Genomic DNA, 16,702 nt, shown 5'->3' with positions numbered 1-16,702 from the left:
GTACCTCTTCATATCAGTGCGCTCCCTTGCCGATGCGGGCGTCGGGGTTGGAAGCCGGCGCAGCGGCGACCGTCGGCACAGGCGAGAGCTCGATGCGCGGGGTGGTGGCTTCGACTTCAACGAAGCTCCCGGCATTGCCGACAAGCGGCGACATGACCGAGCGCATCCATTCGCGGGCCTGCTTAGAACCCGCGAGGGTAATGGTGATGTGCTGTCCCGCCGTGTCCGCGCTGGCAATGGTCGCTGCCTTCGTCAGTAGCGCGGCGGTCTGCTTCCCGTGAGAGGCAGTGTCTTTGGCATCGAGCGGCAAGACCAAGCGCTCCAGTGCCGGCTCCGGCGTCGTGGAGTCCAAGGGGGTTACGTCCTTGGTCGTGACAACCGGGTTGAGGCCTTGGGCCTTTGCCGCGTCGGCGAGCTGGCGGGTCTCCTTGAGCTGCGCGCGGTATGCCAGTGCGCCCTTCACCACCGCTCCGGTCGCGCAACCCGCTGCGCCGAACTTGAGGGCGTTCATACCCCCTCCTTTCGCGAAGCCAACGGCGGCACCAATGACCGCACCGACGCCGCAACCCTTGAGCGCGGCGGCCTTGGTTTCGGATGAGAGCGCGGGACGGTCGGGGTTGCCGCCGCCGGGCATGGAAGCACAGCCCACGATGGAAACGGAGAGGAAAGAAACAAGCGCGAGACGGAAGACGTTGTGCATGGGGGAACTCCTGGGGATGTGGGGAAAGGGGGAAGAGCAAGGGGACAAGCGAAAAAAGAAAGCTGGGGCATGTGGGGTTGTTATTCGGGCGCCTCCGTCCACCGGCGCCGACTGCTGTCGGTGCTCGTGTGCGGCTGTGAGGCGGAAGGCTTCAACATCGGCACGAAAGAGGCAGACAGTCGGGCCGCTTCTTTCATCAGCCGCTCCTGTGCTTCCCGTTGCTCGCGCGATGCCGCGAGCTGCTCGCGGAGCTCAGCCAGAAGAGCCCGGGCTTCGGCAAGCACCATGGACAGGGATTCGATGTCATTGACGGTGTTCATTCGGGCGCCTCCGTCCAGCGACGCTGCTGCGAGGGGATGGCAACGGTGCCCGTGAACTGCGGGAGGCTTGCGAGGCGGTCGAGCGCTTCACGCATTTTGTCGGCTTGAGTGATGGCGAGGCCGGACACTTCCGTCGCCACGTTGCGGGCGACGTCTTCAACCTCAGTCATGACTTCGCTCGCGACCTGTCGCAAATGCGCACCGGCCCCGGAAATCATCGCCGTGACTTTCAGTTCGAAGAGAGAAAGGCGGTTCTGCTCGTCGAGCTGAGCCTGGAGCGCGTCCCGGTAGAAATCGGACGGCCGAATTTTTTGCTCAGCGCACGCCGCCATGATTTGGGCGTGCATGCCCCCGTCGACGCGAAGGGAAAGAATCTTTTGGGTGAGGATTTTGGAGGTCATTTCCTACGCTACGGCAGCGCGGAAGTCTGTCAAGAATGCAAACCGAAAAAAGATGAAAATAATTTGAAGTAGTTGAGGAACGGGGTCGGGTGCCAAGGGTTCTGGCGGTTTACTGCGCGAATTTGTGGGACGAAGGCTCCAGATTTGTTTACGTGCGGAGCCGGCAACGCTACGGACTTGGCGGGGCTTGAGAGCTTGAAAACACCACCGGAGGCGGTGCGTGACGTATATGGCTACCCCCTAAGCAGCACGCCGCCTTCGGCTTCAGCAGGCCCCGCCCTTCCAGCCACGAGGCTTTTCGCTTTGCCGCCCCCGCCGTTTCTTTTGCTCCGGATTTTGTTTTGCCCAACCAGCCCCTTTACCCCCCCCTCCGCCTCTTCCCTCCCACTTGACAGCCATCCTTTCCTTGCGAAGCTGAAGTCATCCCACCCGGTAAAGGACCCCCATGACTTCCCCAGCCCACCCCATCCCCGTGCACGAATGGCGGACTTTTTTTGCAGCGTGTGCAGCCCATCCGCTCTCCGCTGGCAGTCGAATGCGGAACGGAAAAGACATTGCATGGAAGCTGAGGGGGGCGGCGTGTGAGTTCTGCGGTGAGGCGTTGGCCCGGGAAACTTTTGAGCTCGTGCCCGTGATACCTGCCCCGCTCGGGGGTCATGCCGGGTTTGATAACAGCATGAACTGCTGCCCGGATTGCTCGGCTCAATGCCGGCTTATAGATGCGTTGCCCTGCGTCGAGACGGCACCGGAGAACACACGGGCGCGGCTGATGGAGCGGAGGGAAGCCGTGCTTGCGGGGTCGCTGAATGAGCCCGTGCCCGGTCGCCTCAACCGCGATGGTCGGGAGGCTGTGTTGCGCGAGCGCTGGCAGTACCCCCGCAGCGTCGCCCATGTTGACGCCGGGCGGGGCATGGTGGGCTTCCAGCGGGTGTATGCGCCCGATGCCCTTGTGGGCGTGCTGGGCATGGTCATCCGGTCAGCGACGGGCGTGACCGGGCAAATACAGGAGCGGCGGTGGGTCGGCTTGTCGGTCGACCCGGGCGCCTTTGATGGGGTCGCCCGTGCACTGGTGGAGCGGAATGTTTTGTTGCGCATCGTCCCATAGCCACGCGCGCTGACCCCGCACTTCCCTGACTACTCGACAGCCCCCGCCGCCTTTGCCAGTGCCACTGCTGCCGCTGCACCCTTCCGCTCGGAATACCGGTCAACCAGATGCTCCGACCGGCCCCGAACCAGCAGCGTGAACTTGACCAGTTCTTCCATGACGTCGACCACGCGGTCATAAAACGCACCGGGCTTCATGCGGCCGTCCTTGTCGAACTCCCGCCAGGCTTTTGCCACGGACGACTGGTTCGGGATGGTCACCATCCTCATCCAGCGGCCGAGGACCCGGAGGGCGTTGACCACGTTGAAGCTCTGAGACCCACCGCTGACCTGCATGACAGCAAGGGTCCGGCCCTGCGTCGGGCGCACGCTGCCTTCTTCCAGGGGCAGCCAGTCGATTTGATTCTTGAAGACGCCCGTAACCGACCCGTGTCGCTCTGGGCTCACCCACACCTGCCCTTCCGACCACGTTGACCACTCCCGGAGTCTCTGCACCTCGGGGTGAGACTTGTCGACGCTGTCGAGCATGGGCAACTGGTGGGGGTCAAAAACACGGGTCTCGGCCCCGAGGTGGCGGAGGATGCGTTCGGCTTCCAGCGCCAGTTTCCGGCTATAAGACTCCGGGCGAAGGGACCCGTAGAGAATCAGGATGCGGGGCGGATGGCCGCCGTCGCTCCCCGCCCGCAGCAGGTCGCCGTCGGGTCCGGTGAGGTGGCTGGCGTCGAGGTTCGGCAGGTTGGTCATGGCTTGTATCCGGTAAATTGATTCGACTATTCTAGTTTCATGGAAATGAATGCTGCAATCAGTGCCCTCACCGCCCTCGGCCACGCCACCCGCCTTGCCATCTTCCGCCAGCTGGTCGTGGCAGGTCCCAATGGGCGCATGGCGGGCGATATCGGGGCAGCGCTTGGCGGGGTGCCCGGGGCGACGTTGTCGTTTCACCTGAAAGAACTCGTCCACGCGGGCCTCATCCATGGGGAACAGCAGGGACGTTTTGTCTGCTACCGCGCCAATTTCGACGCCATGTCCGGCCTCATCGGCTATCTCACCGAAAACTGCTGTGCGGGAAGCGCCCTCGAAGGCTGCGAACCCGTGTCCTGTGACTGCACCCCCACCTGAGTCCCCATCCCATGTCCCAGCGTGTCCTGTTTCTCTGTACCGGCAATTCCGCCCGCAGCGTTCTTGCCGAAGCGACCTTGAGAGCCTGGGCGGGTTCCCAGTTTGAGGTGTTCAGTGCCGGAAGCCGACCCGCCGGCCAGATTCATCCCCTCGCCATCCAAACCCTGCAGGCCGATGGCATCTCCACGGCCGGTCTTCGCAGCAAGTCGTGGGATGAATTTGCCACCGACGGCGGCACCCCCATCGACGTGGTGGTCACCGTCTGCGACAGCGCAGCCGCCGAGCCCTGCCCCGTGTTTTTTGGTGACTTCGTCCGCACCCACTGGGGATTGCCTGACCCGGCAGCAGCGACTGGCACAGGCGAGGAACGCGCCACGGCTTTCCGGGACGCGCATGCCGTCATTAAGGCACGGCTGATGGCCTTCCTGACCCTCTCCCCGTCGACCTGGTCGGACCGCGCTGAGCTCAAAACCGCCCTTGACCGCATCGGGTTCATTGAGTCCACAGACGGGACGGAGCGACCGGGCGCATGAACCGGTTCGAGCGCTACCTGACACTGTGGGTGCTCCTGTGCATGGGGCTCGGCATCGTGGCCGGACACCTCTGGCCTGCACCCTTTGCAAGCCTTGGCGGCATGGAAGTGGCCCATGTCAACGTGCCGGTCGCCGTCCTCATCTGGCTGATGGTCGTCCCCATGTTGTTGCGGGTCGATTTCCGGGCCCTTGGCGAAGTCCGCCGGCAATGGAAGGGCGTCGGTGTGACGCTGTTCGTCAACTGGGCGGTCAAGCCGTTTTCCATGGCGTTTCTCGGCTGGCTGTTTTTGCGGCACGTGTTTGCCGACGCATTGCCGGCAGGTCAAACGGACGGCTATATCGCAGGACTCATCTTGCTTGCGGCCGCACCCTGCACGGCCATGGTGTTTGTGTGGAGCAACCTTTGCCGGGGCGAGCCTGCGTTTACCCTGAGTCAGGTCGCCATCAACGACACCATCATGGTCGTGGCCTTCGCTCCGCTCGTGGCTTTGCTTCTGGGTGTCTCGGCCATCACCGTGCCATGGGCAACCTTGACCGCGTCGGTCATCCTCTACATCGTCCTGCCAGTCGCCGGCTGTGCGGTAGCCCGCACGCTCATTTTGCGGCGTGGCGGTGAGGCAAGACTCACCCGCCTGCTAAAGGTGCTCTCCCCTGTCTCGATGGCAGCCCTGCTCCTGATGCTGACCCTGCTCTTTGGCTTTCAGGGCCAGCGCATCATCGAGCAACCGCTGGTGATTGCCATCCTTGCGGTGCCCATCCTCATCCAGGTGTATTTCAACGCCGGCCTCGCCTACCTGCTCGGCAAGTGGCTGCGGGTGCCGCATTGCATCGCAGGTCCTGCCGCCCTCATCGGTGCCAGCAACTTCTTTGAACTGGCGGTGGCAACAGCGGTGGGTCTTTTTGGCATCCACTCAGGCGCGGCGCTTGCCACCGTCGTGGGCGTGTTGGTGGAAGTGCCGGTGATGCTTTCGGTGGTCGCCATCGTCAACCGGAGCCGGGGCTGGTATGAGCGTCGAACCGACATCCCGAACAATTGCTGAGCGGAATGTAATAGTCCGCCCTGTTGTGTAGAGTGCTGACGGGAACCCACAGGGACACAGGGAAATGAATTTCTTCAAAGGCCACCGGCCGTTCTGTCTGCTCCTCGGAGCGCTCCTGATTCCCCTGTCCGGCCACGCCGGGGCAAGCCCGATGTCTCAGGAGGAGTTTGCCGCCGCCCATCCCCACCTCATCGAGTGCGGGCCCGCGCGCACGATGACGATGGACAAGAAGGGCGTCATCCACATCGTCAACGTGTGCTCGCCAGACGCCATGCATGAGCCCATGACGTCGGAGGCCTACAACGCTTGGCAGGCCGCGAGGGCGAAGGCGGTAGCAGATGAAGAGTGGGAGCGTCACCACAACGAGGGCCTGGAGCGTCAGAAGCTCGGAAGGCTGGCAGATGGGTATGAGGAAGAGCTTTCCCACTTGCCGCCCATGCGGGCCGCATGGTTCAAGTCACTTCCGAAGTCGGACCAGCACTTCATGATGTGCGCGATGTTTCTCGGCGACAAGAAAACCGTTGAGGCCGACCTGGAAGGATGCGGGGACGTGTACGCACTTCCCGACTCTGAGCAGACCGCAACCGGGGCCCGGTTAAATGCCTCGATGGCGACATGGGAGCAGACCCACGTTGTCATCAACGCCCACGTCGGCGAACCCTGTGTCTTTGGTTTTCAGGAAGGGCACCCTCCGAGTGCTGGCGACCGGGAAGACATGACCAAAGCCTGCGACAGCGGAAACCGTGGCAAGGCCGTCACCGCCGTCGTCGGACCGACGCCCCGCGACATGGCCACGATGTCGCCCATGGAAAGGCAGCACCGGGTGTGTGCGCAGATACGGGCAAAGATTTCGGTACAGAAGGATTTGCAGGCAGGTGGTTCGACCGGCTACTACAACCTTGACGCCCTGCGCGGCATCGAGCTCGCCAACTGTGGCTCGAATCGGGACCCCTGAACCCATCCCGCTTTTCAGCAAGGAGCCTTTTTATGGTCACCTGGGTTTATATCGATTCCTGCGCGTGGAATCGCCTGTGCAAATGTGGCGTCGACCTCGCTGTGGAACTGCCTGCGGACAGGTATCAGCTCGCCATCACTCGGGAAGTGCAGATTGAGCTTCAGCGGTTCCGGGAATCCAAACCCGAATCCGAGGTCCTCCCTTATATCGAGCAAGCGCTCGGTGCCTCGCAGGTCGAGACATCATCTTGGTTCGGTTTCGCAATGCACGACTCCGACGGCAATTTATCCGCTTATCAGCCCTATGGCGGTTTCGACGTGGGCACTTGGCAGTCGGACAAAGAGAGGACCTGGCTGTCACAAGCCGCCGTGCTGGCGATGCTCGCGAAGTCCCCAAACAAGAAAGGCCCCCTCGGGGCGAATCAGGCGGACGCCTCCCAGGGCGCCCGGGCATTCGATGCCGTCATCGTCACCAACGAATTGAAAGTGCGGAAACCCAAAGGCCCCTTACAACTGGCGTGGGAGCAAGGCGGTCACGTCGTCTTCCTGCGGGAAGTCGAGGCCAGCGGGCTGGGGCTCGACGCATTCATTGCGGGAGGTCACGCGTTCGCTCGCATAGCCCTGTAAGACAATCAGCGCGGTAAAGGGGAGCGTCTGTCCCGGTGGCCTTGAACGTCCTGGCGGTAGTGGTAGGGTCCGCTCATCCGACCGGGACACTGACATGCCAAAGCCCTACCTGCGGGACCTGCGCGCCGATGCTGAGAGCCTCCAACGCGAAGCTGGCGAATGGGTCATCGTCGGTGTCGAGACTTCGGCACCGTGGCCCACCACTGCCCAAGTTGTCCCATACCTCGGGCATGACTTTATCCTTCGGCCCGGCACACCGGACCGCGCGCCAACGGTTTGTCTCAACGCGCGGGCCCACGGCTTGACGGCAACCGAAGCCCGGGATGCCATCCACCGCTTCGGCAGCTCGATGGCATGGGCTGGAGACTGGCGATTCGAAACGACGATGTGGATGAGCGGGACGCACCCCTTCGGCATCGGCCGGATGCTGGGCGGCATTGCCCAGGACTTCTTTGACGTCGAGGAACTCTCCGCCATTGCCGACGAAGACGCGGCGACGGCACTGGCGTTTTTCCGCGAGGGCATTTCCGCACACAGTCCGTTTTATGGCTTCCTCAATCTCTACAAAGTCATAGGGTTCATTCACCCGGACGGGACACGGCGCGGGGCGTGGTTCGATGCTGCACTGCCGGCCCTTACGGAAGCGAATGCTGCGGCCAGACTCGCTGAACTGGCCGCCGCTGGAATCAACGCATCGACATATCTCCGGGATGAAGGGCGCCACGCCATAGCTCACGCCGAGCGGGGCACTTATGTAAATCCTGACCGTGGCATCGACCACCTTCGCATCACCCGCGACCTCCCCATCATGCAGGCTCTTGCACGCCGGGCGATTGAGGAACGGTTTGATATCCACCACCGGCTGTCCCGGGCACGACACGAGCCCTCCCCTACCGCAGGATTTCTGAAGCTCTTCGGCGATGACGTCGTGAGCAACGCACTCGATGGCGTCGACATCACCGGGCTTGTCATCCAGACGCCGGACAACATTGATGTCGTGGTCCGGCGAGGAGCCACAACGATTGCCCTGGAGGGCCTCGCGGTGTCCGGCCTCAAGCAAGTGCAGGGTGGCATTGCCCTGTGGCTCCGGAATGCGACAGAGACCGTGCAAGCAAACTTTGTCGTCGACCTCGTCAACGGAACGCTGGAGCTTGGGCCCGAAGACATCGAATGCCTCACCAATGCTTCTAGCCGCTCAAGCATCGAGCAGGCTCTGCGCGTCCACGAATTTGTGTGGACGTATCTTCTTAACGGCGTTGTCGAAGTCTGGGACGCTGAGACCGGGAGCCTGCTGGGCAAGACTGCCGTGTTTTTCCCGGTCAATGCTATGGCAAGGCCGCAATGGCATGAGGACACCGTTGCACGACTGACCGGACTTCTGGAAAACGCGATTGCGGATTGAGCATGGCGGCACACAAATCGCACCTGTTGCATCAATGCAAAAGAGCAAAAATCTTTCCAGCCTCATGCACTAACGCCGGGAGCTTCTCAACGGCGCCGACTGCATTAAGAATTACCGTCAACGTGCTCACAAGTGAAGAGATTGAACCACCTTTCTTAATCTCTTCCTTTACGTTCGGGACAGCCAAGGTACGCCCGGCGAGCGCCACTGACGCGTCAGCAATACCGTCAACGCCCGTAATGAAATATTCGTCGATAGCCTCGATGAGGAATCGGATACCACGCATGAGCTCCTTCTTGAGCTTTTCATTTAGAGAACTGTCCGACAGGATACGTTCGAGGACACCTGCGAGCTCAGTTTTGTACTTATCGAGCTGCTCCTGCTCCAAGACACTGCGATTGTAGTTCTGTTTGATGAGAGCGGCACTTGTCTTCAGGCCGCTGATGCATTGAGCATCGATGTGACCAATGAAGGACGACCATTGCCCATTGAGGTTCTGCGCCTTGAACGCGTTAAGAAGCGTGTGATGCCAGTGGCTCCAGAGGTCAGGGTCGGGGTCGTGGTGTTCCTGGATAACCTCAACGACCTCCTCTGACAGCGCCATGACTTTGGATAGCCGGTCGTATAAGGCCCGTTCGCCACCCACTCTCAACAATTCGCACCACGTGGCGCGACACTTTTCAGCGGCGGACATCGTCTGGCCTTGGACGATGATGCGAAGCAGGCGTTCAGCAGGATTGTCGTGTCGCATGGTCTATTCAGTGCCAGTGGATGTTGTGGAACGATAGCAGAGGTTGTGTGCATGCTCAGACCCGCAACCATTCGGCGGGCACATCCTTCCTGCGAGGCTGCGCGAAACCTGTCTCGTTGACGTCCAGCACCTGGCAATACCGAAGCAGGCGACAAGCCCGATTGCCACCGCCGCAGGGGCATCCCCGAAGAGATTCGTCACAAGAGTGCTTCCTTTGCTTGTAGTGGGGCTTGTCGTGGTTGCCCATGTCCGTGGCATTTCTCATAAGCCACCGCCGGGAACGGGTCATCACCGACCGAGCGCTATATCCGATTCAGGCTGAAGGTAATCGGCACAGTTACGGTCGAGTTGACCGGCCGGCCGTTCGAGCGTCCAGGTGAATACAGCGCGGACCGAATCGCTAAAAGGGCCGACCGGTCCAGCTCGGGAAAACCACTTGATTCCAGAACGCGTGCTTCAGATACGCGACCGTCCGTCCCGATGGAAACCTCAAGCCGCACAGTGCCCTCATGATGCTGACGAACAGCTTGAGGCGGATACATCGGAGTTGCCTGCCGAAGAACTTCGGCACGGACAACCTCAACGGCTTGGGCTTCCCCTTGGGACGCGCCGGTAGGGCCGAGGGTCGCTCCTGCGACTTCCCTCGGTGGCGCGGCTTTCTCTGCGTCGTTGTACGTTACCGGGAGCGCCTGCGACGACGCCGTCCGCGATTTCTCAGTGGGGACAGAGGGAGGCACATTCACGGACGATGCCAAATCCGTGGTGGCCGACGTTCCGCCGTCCTGCCGTGGCGGCTTTACGCTCGACTCACCCAGGTACCACAGGAATCCGATGATGCAGAGACCAAAGAAGATGCTACCGGGCACCACGCTTTGATTGCTCTGCTCCTCCCGGTTTCGACGGTCCTTGTCGAGTTGTCTCTGCACCCGGGCAAACGCTTCAGCGTCTATCTTCGCCTTCTGCTCGTACTCTTGCCGCTGTCTCGAATCCATCGAGCCCGCCTCCGTGTCGGTCTGTGTCAGGCTACGTTAGTGGGCAAACTCTGCGTAGTTGCTTGCGCGATTCGCCGCAATCAGCTGAAAGATGAAATTCGCACTCGAACCCCAACTTTCTAGAGGTTTTCCGTCTTCTTTTTCAACGACCGTGCCCACACCAATCAGCACCACAGTATCGTCGTCGGCCACGCTCCAGCGAAACACTTGAGTGTAGCCAATGGAAGGGTTCGATTTGAGGTCACTGACAGCCTTGTGCGTTTTCTCGTCAATTGCGGAAAGGGCATCGCTCCTCTGTGCCTTCAGCTCGTCGAGTCGCTTTGCAGCACTCTCCGAACCTTGCTGCACGTTCGATGACGTCTGCTGCATTTGCTGAGCATTGTCAGCCTGGAAGCGCTCTATGTTCCGCGCGAGAGCCGGCTCTCCCGACTCCTTCTCGTCCTGCATTGCGTTCGCCGCATCAGGGGCTTCTTTCGCCAACAAGTCATCGCACCCTGGGACATCAGTCATCCCACGGGCTTGGGCGTTCGCATAGCAGCTCTGCGCGTAGGAGAGCCCCCTACCCACTTGCAGCTGAGCCATCTTGAGGGCGGTTTCTTTGACAACATTCTTGTCAGGCGACCGGAGCCCAGCGATGAACCCATCGTACGAGTCTAGCTTGGCTTTCTCACTCAAAATCCAGTCTGGGAGTTCCGGAGCCTTGGATTCGGTCGAGAATTTCTGGGCCTTGTCGGCAGCTTCGGCCACGTCCGCCTCGGCGCGCTTGATGCTCTCATCGTACTCGGCCTTTTCCTTCTCCCCTGCCGTCTTGTAGACGTCTGTCAGCCTCTCCCCGGACTGTTTCGAAAAATCCTTGAAGCCCCTGAAGTCACACCTGTACTCGACCACGTCACGACCCCGGTCATCTTTCGAGGATGTCCACTTCGTCGACTCACAGACTTTCCAGCTGTCGAGCGCCTGGCCGACACTCATCGAAGGGTCGGCATCGAACTTCTCCCCCTTGACGACACCGACATCGTGGCTCTGGCAGCCAGCGAGAGCCACTGCGGCCACACACGTCAACAGGAGCGCCACTGATTGAGTCGCCCTGTTTCCACACTGGAAATAATTCGCAATGAATTGCATCACCGTCAAGCTCCTTGTCGAAACAAATGAATGCTGCCCGTTCCGAGCCGACGGTGAGAGGCTCAGCAGACCTGGCGTCCGGGGCGCCGGCCTCCCCCGAGCAGCGCGGGCTTATGTTAATCGATTTCAGAAGTTTGTGACGTAGGTCGCAAGAGCTAAGCGCACATTGTATAACGGGCGACATTCCCCGCCCCCAGAAAAAAGGCGAGCCTCGCGGCTCGCCCGTTGGACATCTTCATGCTGGAATCCTCAAGCGAAGGCAGCAACGGCCGGGGATTCAACAGCCGGCACACGGGCCTTGCTCGTTGAGCTCTTTTTCCTCTCGTGCCCTCGTGCGTGGGCCTGGTCTTTGATGAGCTTGTGGCGGTCCTTGCAATCACGCGGCTTCACCCATGTGCCGGAGTCGTGGTCGAGGCAACACACAGCCGCCGTTGCCATGGCTGCGGTCACGTGCGCCTGCAATTCCGGCCACGTGTAGCCGTCCAAAAGCGACATCGGAAGCCGACCGAACTGGTCCATTACAAGCAGTTTTCCACCCGCTCGAATGAGCTCATCAATGACGACGCGGGTTTGTCGGGAAGCAAAGGAATGACCCCTTGCGGCTGATTCGGAAGCGTGCCGGGCACAAGCGAAGTGGAGCGGGCTCAACCGGCCGGGCATCAGCCCGTTGGGGTCAAAGCCGACGGCCAGCAGTTGCCGGACAGTGTCCAGGTCGCCATTGCCGGCAGCGACGTGGAGGGGGAAAACGGAAAAAACGTGGTCTTTGGCGGTGCAAGTGCGGGTATTCATGGGAACTCCTTGGGGATAGGGGGATGGGATGGAGCGGGGGCTAGGCCGTCGCCAGCGCGGGGACACTGACGGCAGTTTGGGACGACAAATCGGGAAGTAGCGGAAGCCGGCCCGCTGCATCGGGCTGCACGAGGGCGCCGGATTTGATGAGCTGCGTGATGATTGCCAGCGTCGCCCATTTCTTTTTGTCCGTCGCACGCTGATGAGCGGCACAAGCGAGGTGCAAGGGCGTCAGGCCTGAGGGTGTGCCGCGATTGGGGTCGCTGCCCTGCGCGAGCCAAGATTGAACCCCTTGGACGTTGCACGACTGGCACCTGGCATGGAGCGGAAAAGCCAGGGCCATGAACGAGGGGAGGTGTGTTGGAAAAGACATAGGGCTTCCTCCCTCAAAGCCGCTTTCGCGGTGTGGTTGGGGCAACGGCCTCAGGAATCGCGCAGTCGAGAGCGAGGGTCTTGAGAAACATCACGAACTCAGTCAAACGCACGGCGCCCGGGGTGAAGAGGTACACACCGAAAGCGACGGCTTCGGCTCGGATCGCGAGCGTCAGCTTGTGGCCCGCGTCGCCGTTCAAACCTTCCAGGGCTTCGCAGTGGCCCAAAGACATACAAGCGTCCCGATAATTTGACGCGTGGTCGGGCGATGGCCTGGCGATTCGGCCAATGATGTGACCTGCATCTTCTTCCGGGGTCGGTGTCCAAATTCGGTCTGGACCCGAGAAGTCACCTTGTGGATGCTCCTGCCCCGCACGCCGCAGTTGGTGGCGGCCGAGGGCTTTGAGCGCCTTGCGGATTTCAACGACGCCTGCGTCGCCGATGAGCCTGCGCCGGCTTGTAAGGCGCGACCGTGTGGATTTGGTTTTCGTGTTGATATTCATGTCGTCCTCCTCACAAGTCGAGGGCGTCGATGGCGCGCTGAAATGCCCGCGCGGTGGCGTTATTGCGGATGTCGTCCGTCAACGTCCAGCCACCACGCCAGTCCGCACCCAAAATCGCGATGTCAGCGCTAAATTCATCGAAGCCCGGCATGTCGACCTCCCAATCCCCATTGGATTCGAGCCAAACCCGGGTCCAGGGAAGTTCTTCATACGAGAGCTCCACCCCAGCGAAGGTTTCGGAAATCTGTGCGACAAACACGCGGGCGACACCACCGTGCGTGTCCGCTTCCACGCCGTCACTGCGGACGTCCCGAAGCTCGATGCTGTAATCACCTTCCGTCTCCATGAAGAGCGCAGGGGCGAATGAAGCGATGGGAGGGAGCGCTGGAGTGCGGAGCGGGAGGCTGGTGGAGAGAGATTGGGCCTGGGTATTCATGGGGAAACTCCTGGGGGGATGGGGGTTTGGGTTTTTCGAACAAGCGGCCGGTTGGGGACCCGGCCTGCCGTGTTTTCAGCGGTGGTTGTCGATCCAGTACTTTGCTGTCGTCGCTGTCTTCAACGCCCGGTCTTGCGGCTTGCGAGCAGCAAACTTGGCGCGAATGGCCTCGGCCCACTGGATTTGCTTTGGCGTGCCCGTGAGCGCAGGCCAACCCTGCGCGCCGGCCAAGGATTTGGCGGCTTCGGTTTCGGCAAGACGGGTCTGCAAGGTCGCCCGGGCTTGTGCAAAGGCCTGTACCGGGGTGGCTGCCTTGGCAAACACCGGCACATTCACAATAAAGCAGCGGGGAGCGGCGGCATGCATGATGTACTCAATGCGCTCGAACGCTTCGCGCTGCACGTGCGTCGCAACTTCTTCGGCTGTCGGAAGAGCCGGGAATTCCGGGTTTGCGGTCATATCCCCGTCGACGACCGGCCCAGCCATGGCCTGGCGCTCTTCAACGATTTCGCTCAGGATTTTTTGGGCTTCAACAAGCCGCTGAGTGTGCGCGTCGGTATGCGCTTTGGCGGCTGCAACGTCGCCCGGAAAAAGCTCGGTGAGGACTTCCCCGATGTCTGTCGGGTGGTACTCATCGACCGATGCATCGTCGAGCCACACATATGTGATGTAAGTCCGCGAGCCGGTTGAGAGGACGTCTGAAAGTTTGTAAAGGCCGTCCGGCAAGCCGTGGAATTTATCGTAGCCATTCCCGCCACCGCTGCGGGAAGTCGAGTCCGGGGAAACGCGCTGGAGGCGGGGCGAGCCTTGCGGTGACACTCCAACGACGCGGTCAACGGTGGGCCGGTTGCCGGCGAAGCGCTGCACTTCGAGAGCGATGTAGCCCTCGCCTGTGAAGCGGCCTGAGCGGCCGAGGGAGACGCTGTCAATTTCGACGGTCTGGTCATTTGAAGTCATGGTGTAGCTCCTACTAAGGGGATGGGGGGAGAGCCCTTTTGGTGCTCTCTTTCAACTACTGTAGATTTACAGTACATAAGATTCGAGTTTGCACAAGGGGGTAAAGACCCTTTTTGCAGATTTATTTTGCGTATCAGAAAAGGACCTTGTTGCAACTCCGGCGGCGACCACAAAGAGCCGAAAAACCAGGAGCTCGGCGGGGGTAAGGCGGGAGTTTTGCCTCCGGCCACGGTCGGCCGTTACCCGCTTTCCAGGCGCTTTGCGCATCAACGTCTCCTTCCTCCCTTGCTCCTCGCTCCACGGCTCTGCGGCTTTTTGTCCTGCCCCAAACGCTCTTTTATCTGTAAAAAAGGGCAAAAGAGGTCTTTTGTCAGCAAAACAGCATGGTTTTCTGACACGCCCAAACCGCGCCCACAAAAAAGGCGCCCTGTCGGCGCCTGTGGCTCGGCTTTTCACGGGGTGTCCTTGGGGTCAGTCGGTCCAGTCCAGCGCCACGAACCGGGGACGGGCGGCTTTGCCGCCGACGATTGTCAGGGCACCCGCCCAAGCGGCCGGCTTCTGCTGCGTGTCGTTCCCGTCCCAGAATTTTCCGGCGCGCATCTGCGGCCAGAACTGGGAGCGCTGGAGGGGTTCACGATGAGTGTCGAGGCAAAAGCGCTCGTACGCGTCGTAAGCTTCGTCCTTCATGCGCCCGGCCGTGGTTGTCATCTTGACCTTGGCGTCTTCGACCCAGGCCGCCACGCTGTCCGTATTTGTCTTGATTGTCGATTTCAACGCACGGAGCGACGCCGGCCACTCGTCCTCTTCCATCAGCTTCCTGCCTCGCTGCATGATGCAGATGAGCCCGCACAGCAGCCAGTCTAGGAAGACGTTTCCTTCTTCCTTGAGCAGGACTTCGTGGAAATTGAGGATGCGTGGACCGGAAAGTGTGTTCTCCCAGGGAATGACTTGAAGCCTGCGGGTCACGCCGGCAGTTTTATCCTTGATGAAGGGCTCGGGGTTGCTGCAAATGAAAAACATCGCCCGGTTTTTGTGGTCCGTGATGGATGTTTTGTTTTTTCTGTCGACGCAAACGCCGTTTCCGCTAATCAGACTTTTGAGCATTCCCTCGTCGGAGATTTTTCCCCCTTCCACTTCGTGAATTCCCACGATGCTGGAACAGCGGCTAATCGAGTCCAGGCCGAAAGGTTTTGCCAACTGGTCGAGGGACCACGTGACCGGCTTCGAGACAACAGCACACAAGCATTCAAGCAGCGTCGATTTGCCACTGCCAGCCTTGCCCGTCCACCAGGCCGCGACTGACAGGCTCTCCGGTACAAGCGCACCCGCACACTGCTGTTGAACGACTGTGAGAATGTCGGCCGGCAGCGCATTCCTCATCATCCGGGCGAAGCGCGAGTCTTCGGGCAGCGTCCCGGGAAGGTAGACCTCACCGATACGTGCCCCCGGGAGGTCCACCGTCAACCCGAAAGTGAGACCATCGGCAGGGTCCGGTGCCGTGCAGCGCATTTCCCCGGACGGCGCCACACGCAGGTATTTGCCCGGCAGTGACAGCACCACGTCTTCGCCACGTCCAACTTTTGTTACCGGCAGCGGCCGGTGTGCACGCAAAAGGGTCTGCGCAAATTTCATGCAGCCAATGGCTTTTTGGTCTGTGGCTTTTTCAGGGTGCTGGATTTGCAGCCACTGCGCAGCGATTGTGACCAACTCGGAATCGGTGATGGCGTCCCAAAAATCGCCGTTCCACCGGCGAACCAGGACGCCCCCTTCCTGGTCGGCGTTCTCGACACAAAACTGACCGAAGGGTCCGGCGGGGTCGCACACGAGCTGCGCGAAGGTGAGGTCCAAGGTGGGACCGCTTTCGGACTTCTCCGAGCCTTCTTTTTTCTTCTGCCGCTTGTTGAGCTCGGACGCTTTGCCGAGCAGCTGGGCAACCAGCTTCACTTGCGCCGATGAAAGACCGACATCGTCGTCGCCGACCAAGTCGACGGGAACGGCAACAGGCTGGGGGGCATTGACAGGCGGACGCTCTGAGCTAACGTGGTTGGAGGTAAACATTTTTGAAGCTCCCAGTTGTCTCCAGACGCCCTATTTGCAGTAGGGCGTTTTTTTATGTGTCTGGAGGGACCCCGGGGCCTACCGGTTACGAAACGGCCTCTTGAAAGTGTGTGTCGATGGATGCAGCCCACGAAGGGCCGCCGGAGCGTTTTAGAGGTTTGCGGAGAGGATGGAGCGGGCGCAAGCGGAAATGGACATGCCCGATTCCATGGCGCGATGGGCGAGCCGGCGTTTTTCGGCGGCAGTGAGCCGGACCCAGGTCACTTCCGTTTTCCTACGTGCGGCGCGCGCCGGCTCCGTCTGATACTCGGAAAGAGCGTTGGGGGGCAGGGATTGGGGAGTCATGGAAGGGCCTCTTTTTGGTGGGGACAAACACCAGCTTGACGACGATTTGCTTTTTGTCAAGGCCCCTCCGATACTTTCCTTCTATCGTCGATGACTGCCGTCGCCAAAGCCCTTCTGCACGGGGCTGCACGGACATTGCACGGGCAAATGGAACAGCCCGTGCAGGCTGCAAGC

The 16,702-nt window shown here is 60.8% G+C and carries 19 protein-coding genes; 7 read left to right on the top strand and 12 right to left on the bottom strand.

The window, feature by feature from the left end:
- Window positions 1–13: 13 nt before the first annotated feature.
- The 3 genes from AB8808_RS05945 to AB8808_RS05935 all read right to left on the bottom strand — a co-directional run bounded on the left by AB8808_RS05945 (window position 14) and on the right by AB8808_RS05935 (window position 1,421).
- A complete protein-coding gene (locus tag AB8808_RS05945) occupies window positions 14–700 on the bottom strand; it encodes a hypothetical protein (protein ID WP_369927565.1) in 687 nt (228 codons plus the stop codon).
- A gap of 80 nt (window positions 701–780) precedes the next feature.
- On the bottom strand, window positions 781–1,020 hold the full coding sequence (locus tag AB8808_RS05940; protein WP_369927563.1) for a hypothetical protein: 240 nt from the start codon (window positions 1,018–1,020) through the stop codon (window positions 781–783).
- On the bottom strand, window positions 1,017–1,421 hold the full coding sequence (locus tag AB8808_RS05935) for a hypothetical protein (RefSeq protein WP_369927561.1): 405 nt from the start codon (window positions 1,419–1,421) through the stop codon (window positions 1,017–1,019). Before AB8808_RS05935 ends, AB8808_RS05940 begins: the two co-directional genes overlap by 4 nt.
- Before the next feature lie 676 nt (window positions 1,422–2,097).
- Between AB8808_RS05935 and AB8808_RS05930 the strand changes: the two genes are divergently transcribed.
- Window positions 2,098–2,526 (top strand): hypothetical protein, encoded by a 429-nt coding sequence (locus tag AB8808_RS05930; RefSeq protein ID WP_369927559.1) that lies wholly within the window; start codon window positions 2,098–2,100, stop codon window positions 2,524–2,526.
- A 29-nt stretch (window positions 2,527–2,555) separates the two neighbouring features.
- Here AB8808_RS05930 and arsH read toward each other — a convergent pair whose 3' ends face one another.
- Window positions 2,556–3,269, bottom strand: coding sequence for an arsenical resistance protein ArsH (arsH, locus tag AB8808_RS05925; RefSeq protein ID WP_369927557.1), 714 nt, complete (start codon window positions 3,267–3,269; stop codon window positions 2,556–2,558).
- Between the two features lie 39 nt (window positions 3,270–3,308).
- Here arsH and AB8808_RS05920 point away from each other — a divergent pair, with 39 nt between their 5' ends.
- The 6 genes from AB8808_RS05920 (at window position 3,309) to mauJ (ending at window position 8,200) form a co-directional block, all read left to right on the top strand.
- Window positions 3,309–3,644, top strand: coding sequence for an ArsR/SmtB family transcription factor (locus AB8808_RS05920; protein ID WP_369927555.1), 336 nt, complete (start codon window positions 3,309–3,311; stop codon window positions 3,642–3,644).
- 11 nt (window positions 3,645–3,655) lie between these two features.
- On the top strand, window positions 3,656–4,177 hold the full coding sequence (locus tag AB8808_RS05915) for an arsenate reductase ArsC (protein ID WP_369927553.1): 522 nt from the start codon (window positions 3,656–3,658) through the stop codon (window positions 4,175–4,177).
- Window positions 4,174–5,217, top strand: coding sequence for an ACR3 family arsenite efflux transporter (gene arsB / locus AB8808_RS05910; RefSeq protein ID WP_369927551.1), 1,044 nt, complete (start codon window positions 4,174–4,176; stop codon window positions 5,215–5,217). Before AB8808_RS05915 ends, arsB begins: the two co-directional genes overlap by 4 nt.
- Window positions 5,218–5,281: 64 nt before the next feature.
- Window positions 5,282–6,172: a hypothetical protein gene (locus AB8808_RS05905; RefSeq protein ID WP_369927549.1), complete on the top strand. Its 891-nt coding sequence runs from the start codon at window positions 5,282–5,284 to the stop codon at window positions 6,170–6,172.
- Window positions 6,173–6,204: 32 nt separating this feature from the next.
- Complete coding sequence (locus tag AB8808_RS05900) at window positions 6,205–6,798, top strand: hypothetical protein (RefSeq protein WP_369927548.1); 594 nt, start codon at window positions 6,205–6,207, stop codon at window positions 6,796–6,798.
- A 94-nt stretch (window positions 6,799–6,892) separates the two neighbouring features.
- Window positions 6,893–8,200 carry a methylamine utilization protein MauJ gene (gene mauJ / locus AB8808_RS05895; RefSeq protein ID WP_369927546.1) on the top strand — a complete coding sequence of 436 codons (1,308 nt, stop codon included), beginning with the start codon at window positions 6,893–6,895 and terminating at the stop codon, window positions 8,198–8,200.
- Window positions 8,201–8,231: 31 nt separating this feature from the next.
- On the opposite strand, the gene AB8808_RS05890 is transcribed toward mauJ, so the two are convergent.
- From AB8808_RS05890 to AB8808_RS05855, 8 genes are all read right to left on the bottom strand, one after another.
- A complete protein-coding gene (locus AB8808_RS05890) occupies window positions 8,232–8,951 on the bottom strand; it encodes a hypothetical protein (RefSeq protein WP_369927544.1) in 720 nt (239 codons plus the stop codon).
- A 302-nt stretch (window positions 8,952–9,253) separates the two neighbouring features.
- Window positions 9,254–9,943, bottom strand: coding sequence for an energy transducer TonB (locus AB8808_RS05885; RefSeq protein WP_369927542.1), 690 nt, complete (start codon window positions 9,941–9,943; stop codon window positions 9,254–9,256).
- Window positions 9,944–9,979: 36 nt separating this feature from the next.
- The gene (locus AB8808_RS05880; RefSeq protein ID WP_369927540.1) at window positions 9,980–11,071 is read right to left on the bottom strand and encodes a hypothetical protein; all 1,092 of its coding nucleotides are present in this window, start codon (window positions 11,069–11,071) and stop codon (window positions 9,980–9,982) included.
- A gap of 246 nt (window positions 11,072–11,317) precedes the next feature.
- Complete coding sequence (locus tag AB8808_RS05875) at window positions 11,318–11,857, bottom strand: ankyrin repeat domain-containing protein (protein WP_369927538.1); 540 nt, start codon at window positions 11,855–11,857, stop codon at window positions 11,318–11,320.
- 386 nt (window positions 11,858–12,243) lie between these two features.
- Window positions 12,244–12,732, bottom strand: coding sequence for a hypothetical protein (locus AB8808_RS05870; RefSeq protein WP_369927536.1), 489 nt, complete (start codon window positions 12,730–12,732; stop codon window positions 12,244–12,246).
- Between the two features lie 10 nt (window positions 12,733–12,742).
- A complete protein-coding gene (locus AB8808_RS05865) occupies window positions 12,743–13,168 on the bottom strand; it encodes a hypothetical protein (RefSeq protein WP_369927534.1) in 426 nt (141 codons plus the stop codon).
- A 75-nt stretch (window positions 13,169–13,243) separates the two neighbouring features.
- Window positions 13,244–14,125 carry a hypothetical protein gene (locus AB8808_RS05860; protein ID WP_369927532.1) on the bottom strand — a complete coding sequence of 294 codons (882 nt, stop codon included), beginning with the start codon at window positions 14,123–14,125 and terminating at the stop codon, window positions 13,244–13,246.
- Between the two features lie 471 nt (window positions 14,126–14,596).
- Complete coding sequence (locus tag AB8808_RS05855) at window positions 14,597–16,183, bottom strand: DUF5906 domain-containing protein (protein ID WP_369927530.1); 1,587 nt, start codon at window positions 16,181–16,183, stop codon at window positions 14,597–14,599.
- Window positions 16,184–16,702: the final 519 nt, after the last annotated feature.

It is taken from the genome of Xanthomonas sp. NCPPB 2632 (assembly GCF_041228075.2).
In the GTDB taxonomy this organism is placed as follows: domain Bacteria; phylum Pseudomonadota; class Gammaproteobacteria; order Xanthomonadales; family Rhodanobacteraceae; genus Luteibacter.
Note: the sequence above shows the minus strand (reverse complement) of the source record. Positions and strands in the feature narration are given on the sequence as shown.

Excerpts from the sequence above, each read along its gene's own strand:
- AB8808_RS05945 (WP_369927565.1), bottom strand. The coding sequence starts at position 700 with ATGCACAACGTCTTCCGTCTCGCGCTTGTTTCTTTCCTCTCCGTTTCC.
- AB8808_RS05940 (WP_369927563.1), bottom strand. The coding sequence starts at position 1,020 with ATGAACACCGTCAATGACATCGAATCCCTGTCCATGGTGCTTGCCGAA.
- AB8808_RS05935 (WP_369927561.1), bottom strand. The coding sequence starts at position 1,421 with ATGACCTCCAAAATCCTCACCCAAAAGATTCTTTCCCTTCGCGTCGAC.
- AB8808_RS05930 (WP_369927559.1), top strand. The coding sequence starts at position 2,098 with ATGAACTGCTGCCCGGATTGCTCGGCTCAATGCCGGCTTATAGATGCG.
- arsH (WP_369927557.1), bottom strand. The coding sequence starts at position 3,269 with ATGACCAACCTGCCGAACCTCGACGCCAGCCACCTCACCGGACCCGAC.
- AB8808_RS05920 (WP_369927555.1), top strand. The coding sequence starts at position 3,309 with ATGGAAATGAATGCTGCAATCAGTGCCCTCACCGCCCTCGGCCACGCC.
- AB8808_RS05915 (WP_369927553.1), top strand. The coding sequence starts at position 3,656 with ATGTCCCAGCGTGTCCTGTTTCTCTGTACCGGCAATTCCGCCCGCAGC.
- arsB (WP_369927551.1), top strand. The coding sequence starts at position 4,174 with ATGAACCGGTTCGAGCGCTACCTGACACTGTGGGTGCTCCTGTGCATG.
- AB8808_RS05905 (WP_369927549.1), top strand. The coding sequence starts at position 5,282 with ATGAATTTCTTCAAAGGCCACCGGCCGTTCTGTCTGCTCCTCGGAGCG.
- AB8808_RS05900 (WP_369927548.1), top strand. The coding sequence starts at position 6,205 with ATGGTCACCTGGGTTTATATCGATTCCTGCGCGTGGAATCGCCTGTGC.
- mauJ (WP_369927546.1), top strand. The coding sequence starts at position 6,893 with ATGCCAAAGCCCTACCTGCGGGACCTGCGCGCCGATGCTGAGAGCCTC.
- AB8808_RS05890 (WP_369927544.1), bottom strand. The coding sequence starts at position 8,951 with ATGCGACACGACAATCCTGCTGAACGCCTGCTTCGCATCATCGTCCAA.
- AB8808_RS05885 (WP_369927542.1), bottom strand. The coding sequence starts at position 9,943 with ATGGATTCGAGACAGCGGCAAGAGTACGAGCAGAAGGCGAAGATAGAC.
- AB8808_RS05875 (WP_369927538.1), bottom strand. The coding sequence starts at position 11,857 with ATGAATACCCGCACTTGCACCGCCAAAGACCACGTTTTTTCCGTTTTC.
- AB8808_RS05870 (WP_369927536.1), bottom strand. The coding sequence starts at position 12,732 with ATGAATATCAACACGAAAACCAAATCCACACGGTCGCGCCTTACAAGC.
- AB8808_RS05865 (WP_369927534.1), bottom strand. The coding sequence starts at position 13,168 with ATGAATACCCAGGCCCAATCTCTCTCCACCAGCCTCCCGCTCCGCACT.
- AB8808_RS05860 (WP_369927532.1), bottom strand. The coding sequence starts at position 14,125 with ATGACTTCAAATGACCAGACCGTCGAAATTGACAGCGTCTCCCTCGGC.
- AB8808_RS05855 (WP_369927530.1), bottom strand. The coding sequence starts at position 16,183 with ATGTTTACCTCCAACCACGTTAGCTCAGAGCGTCCGCCTGTCAATGCC.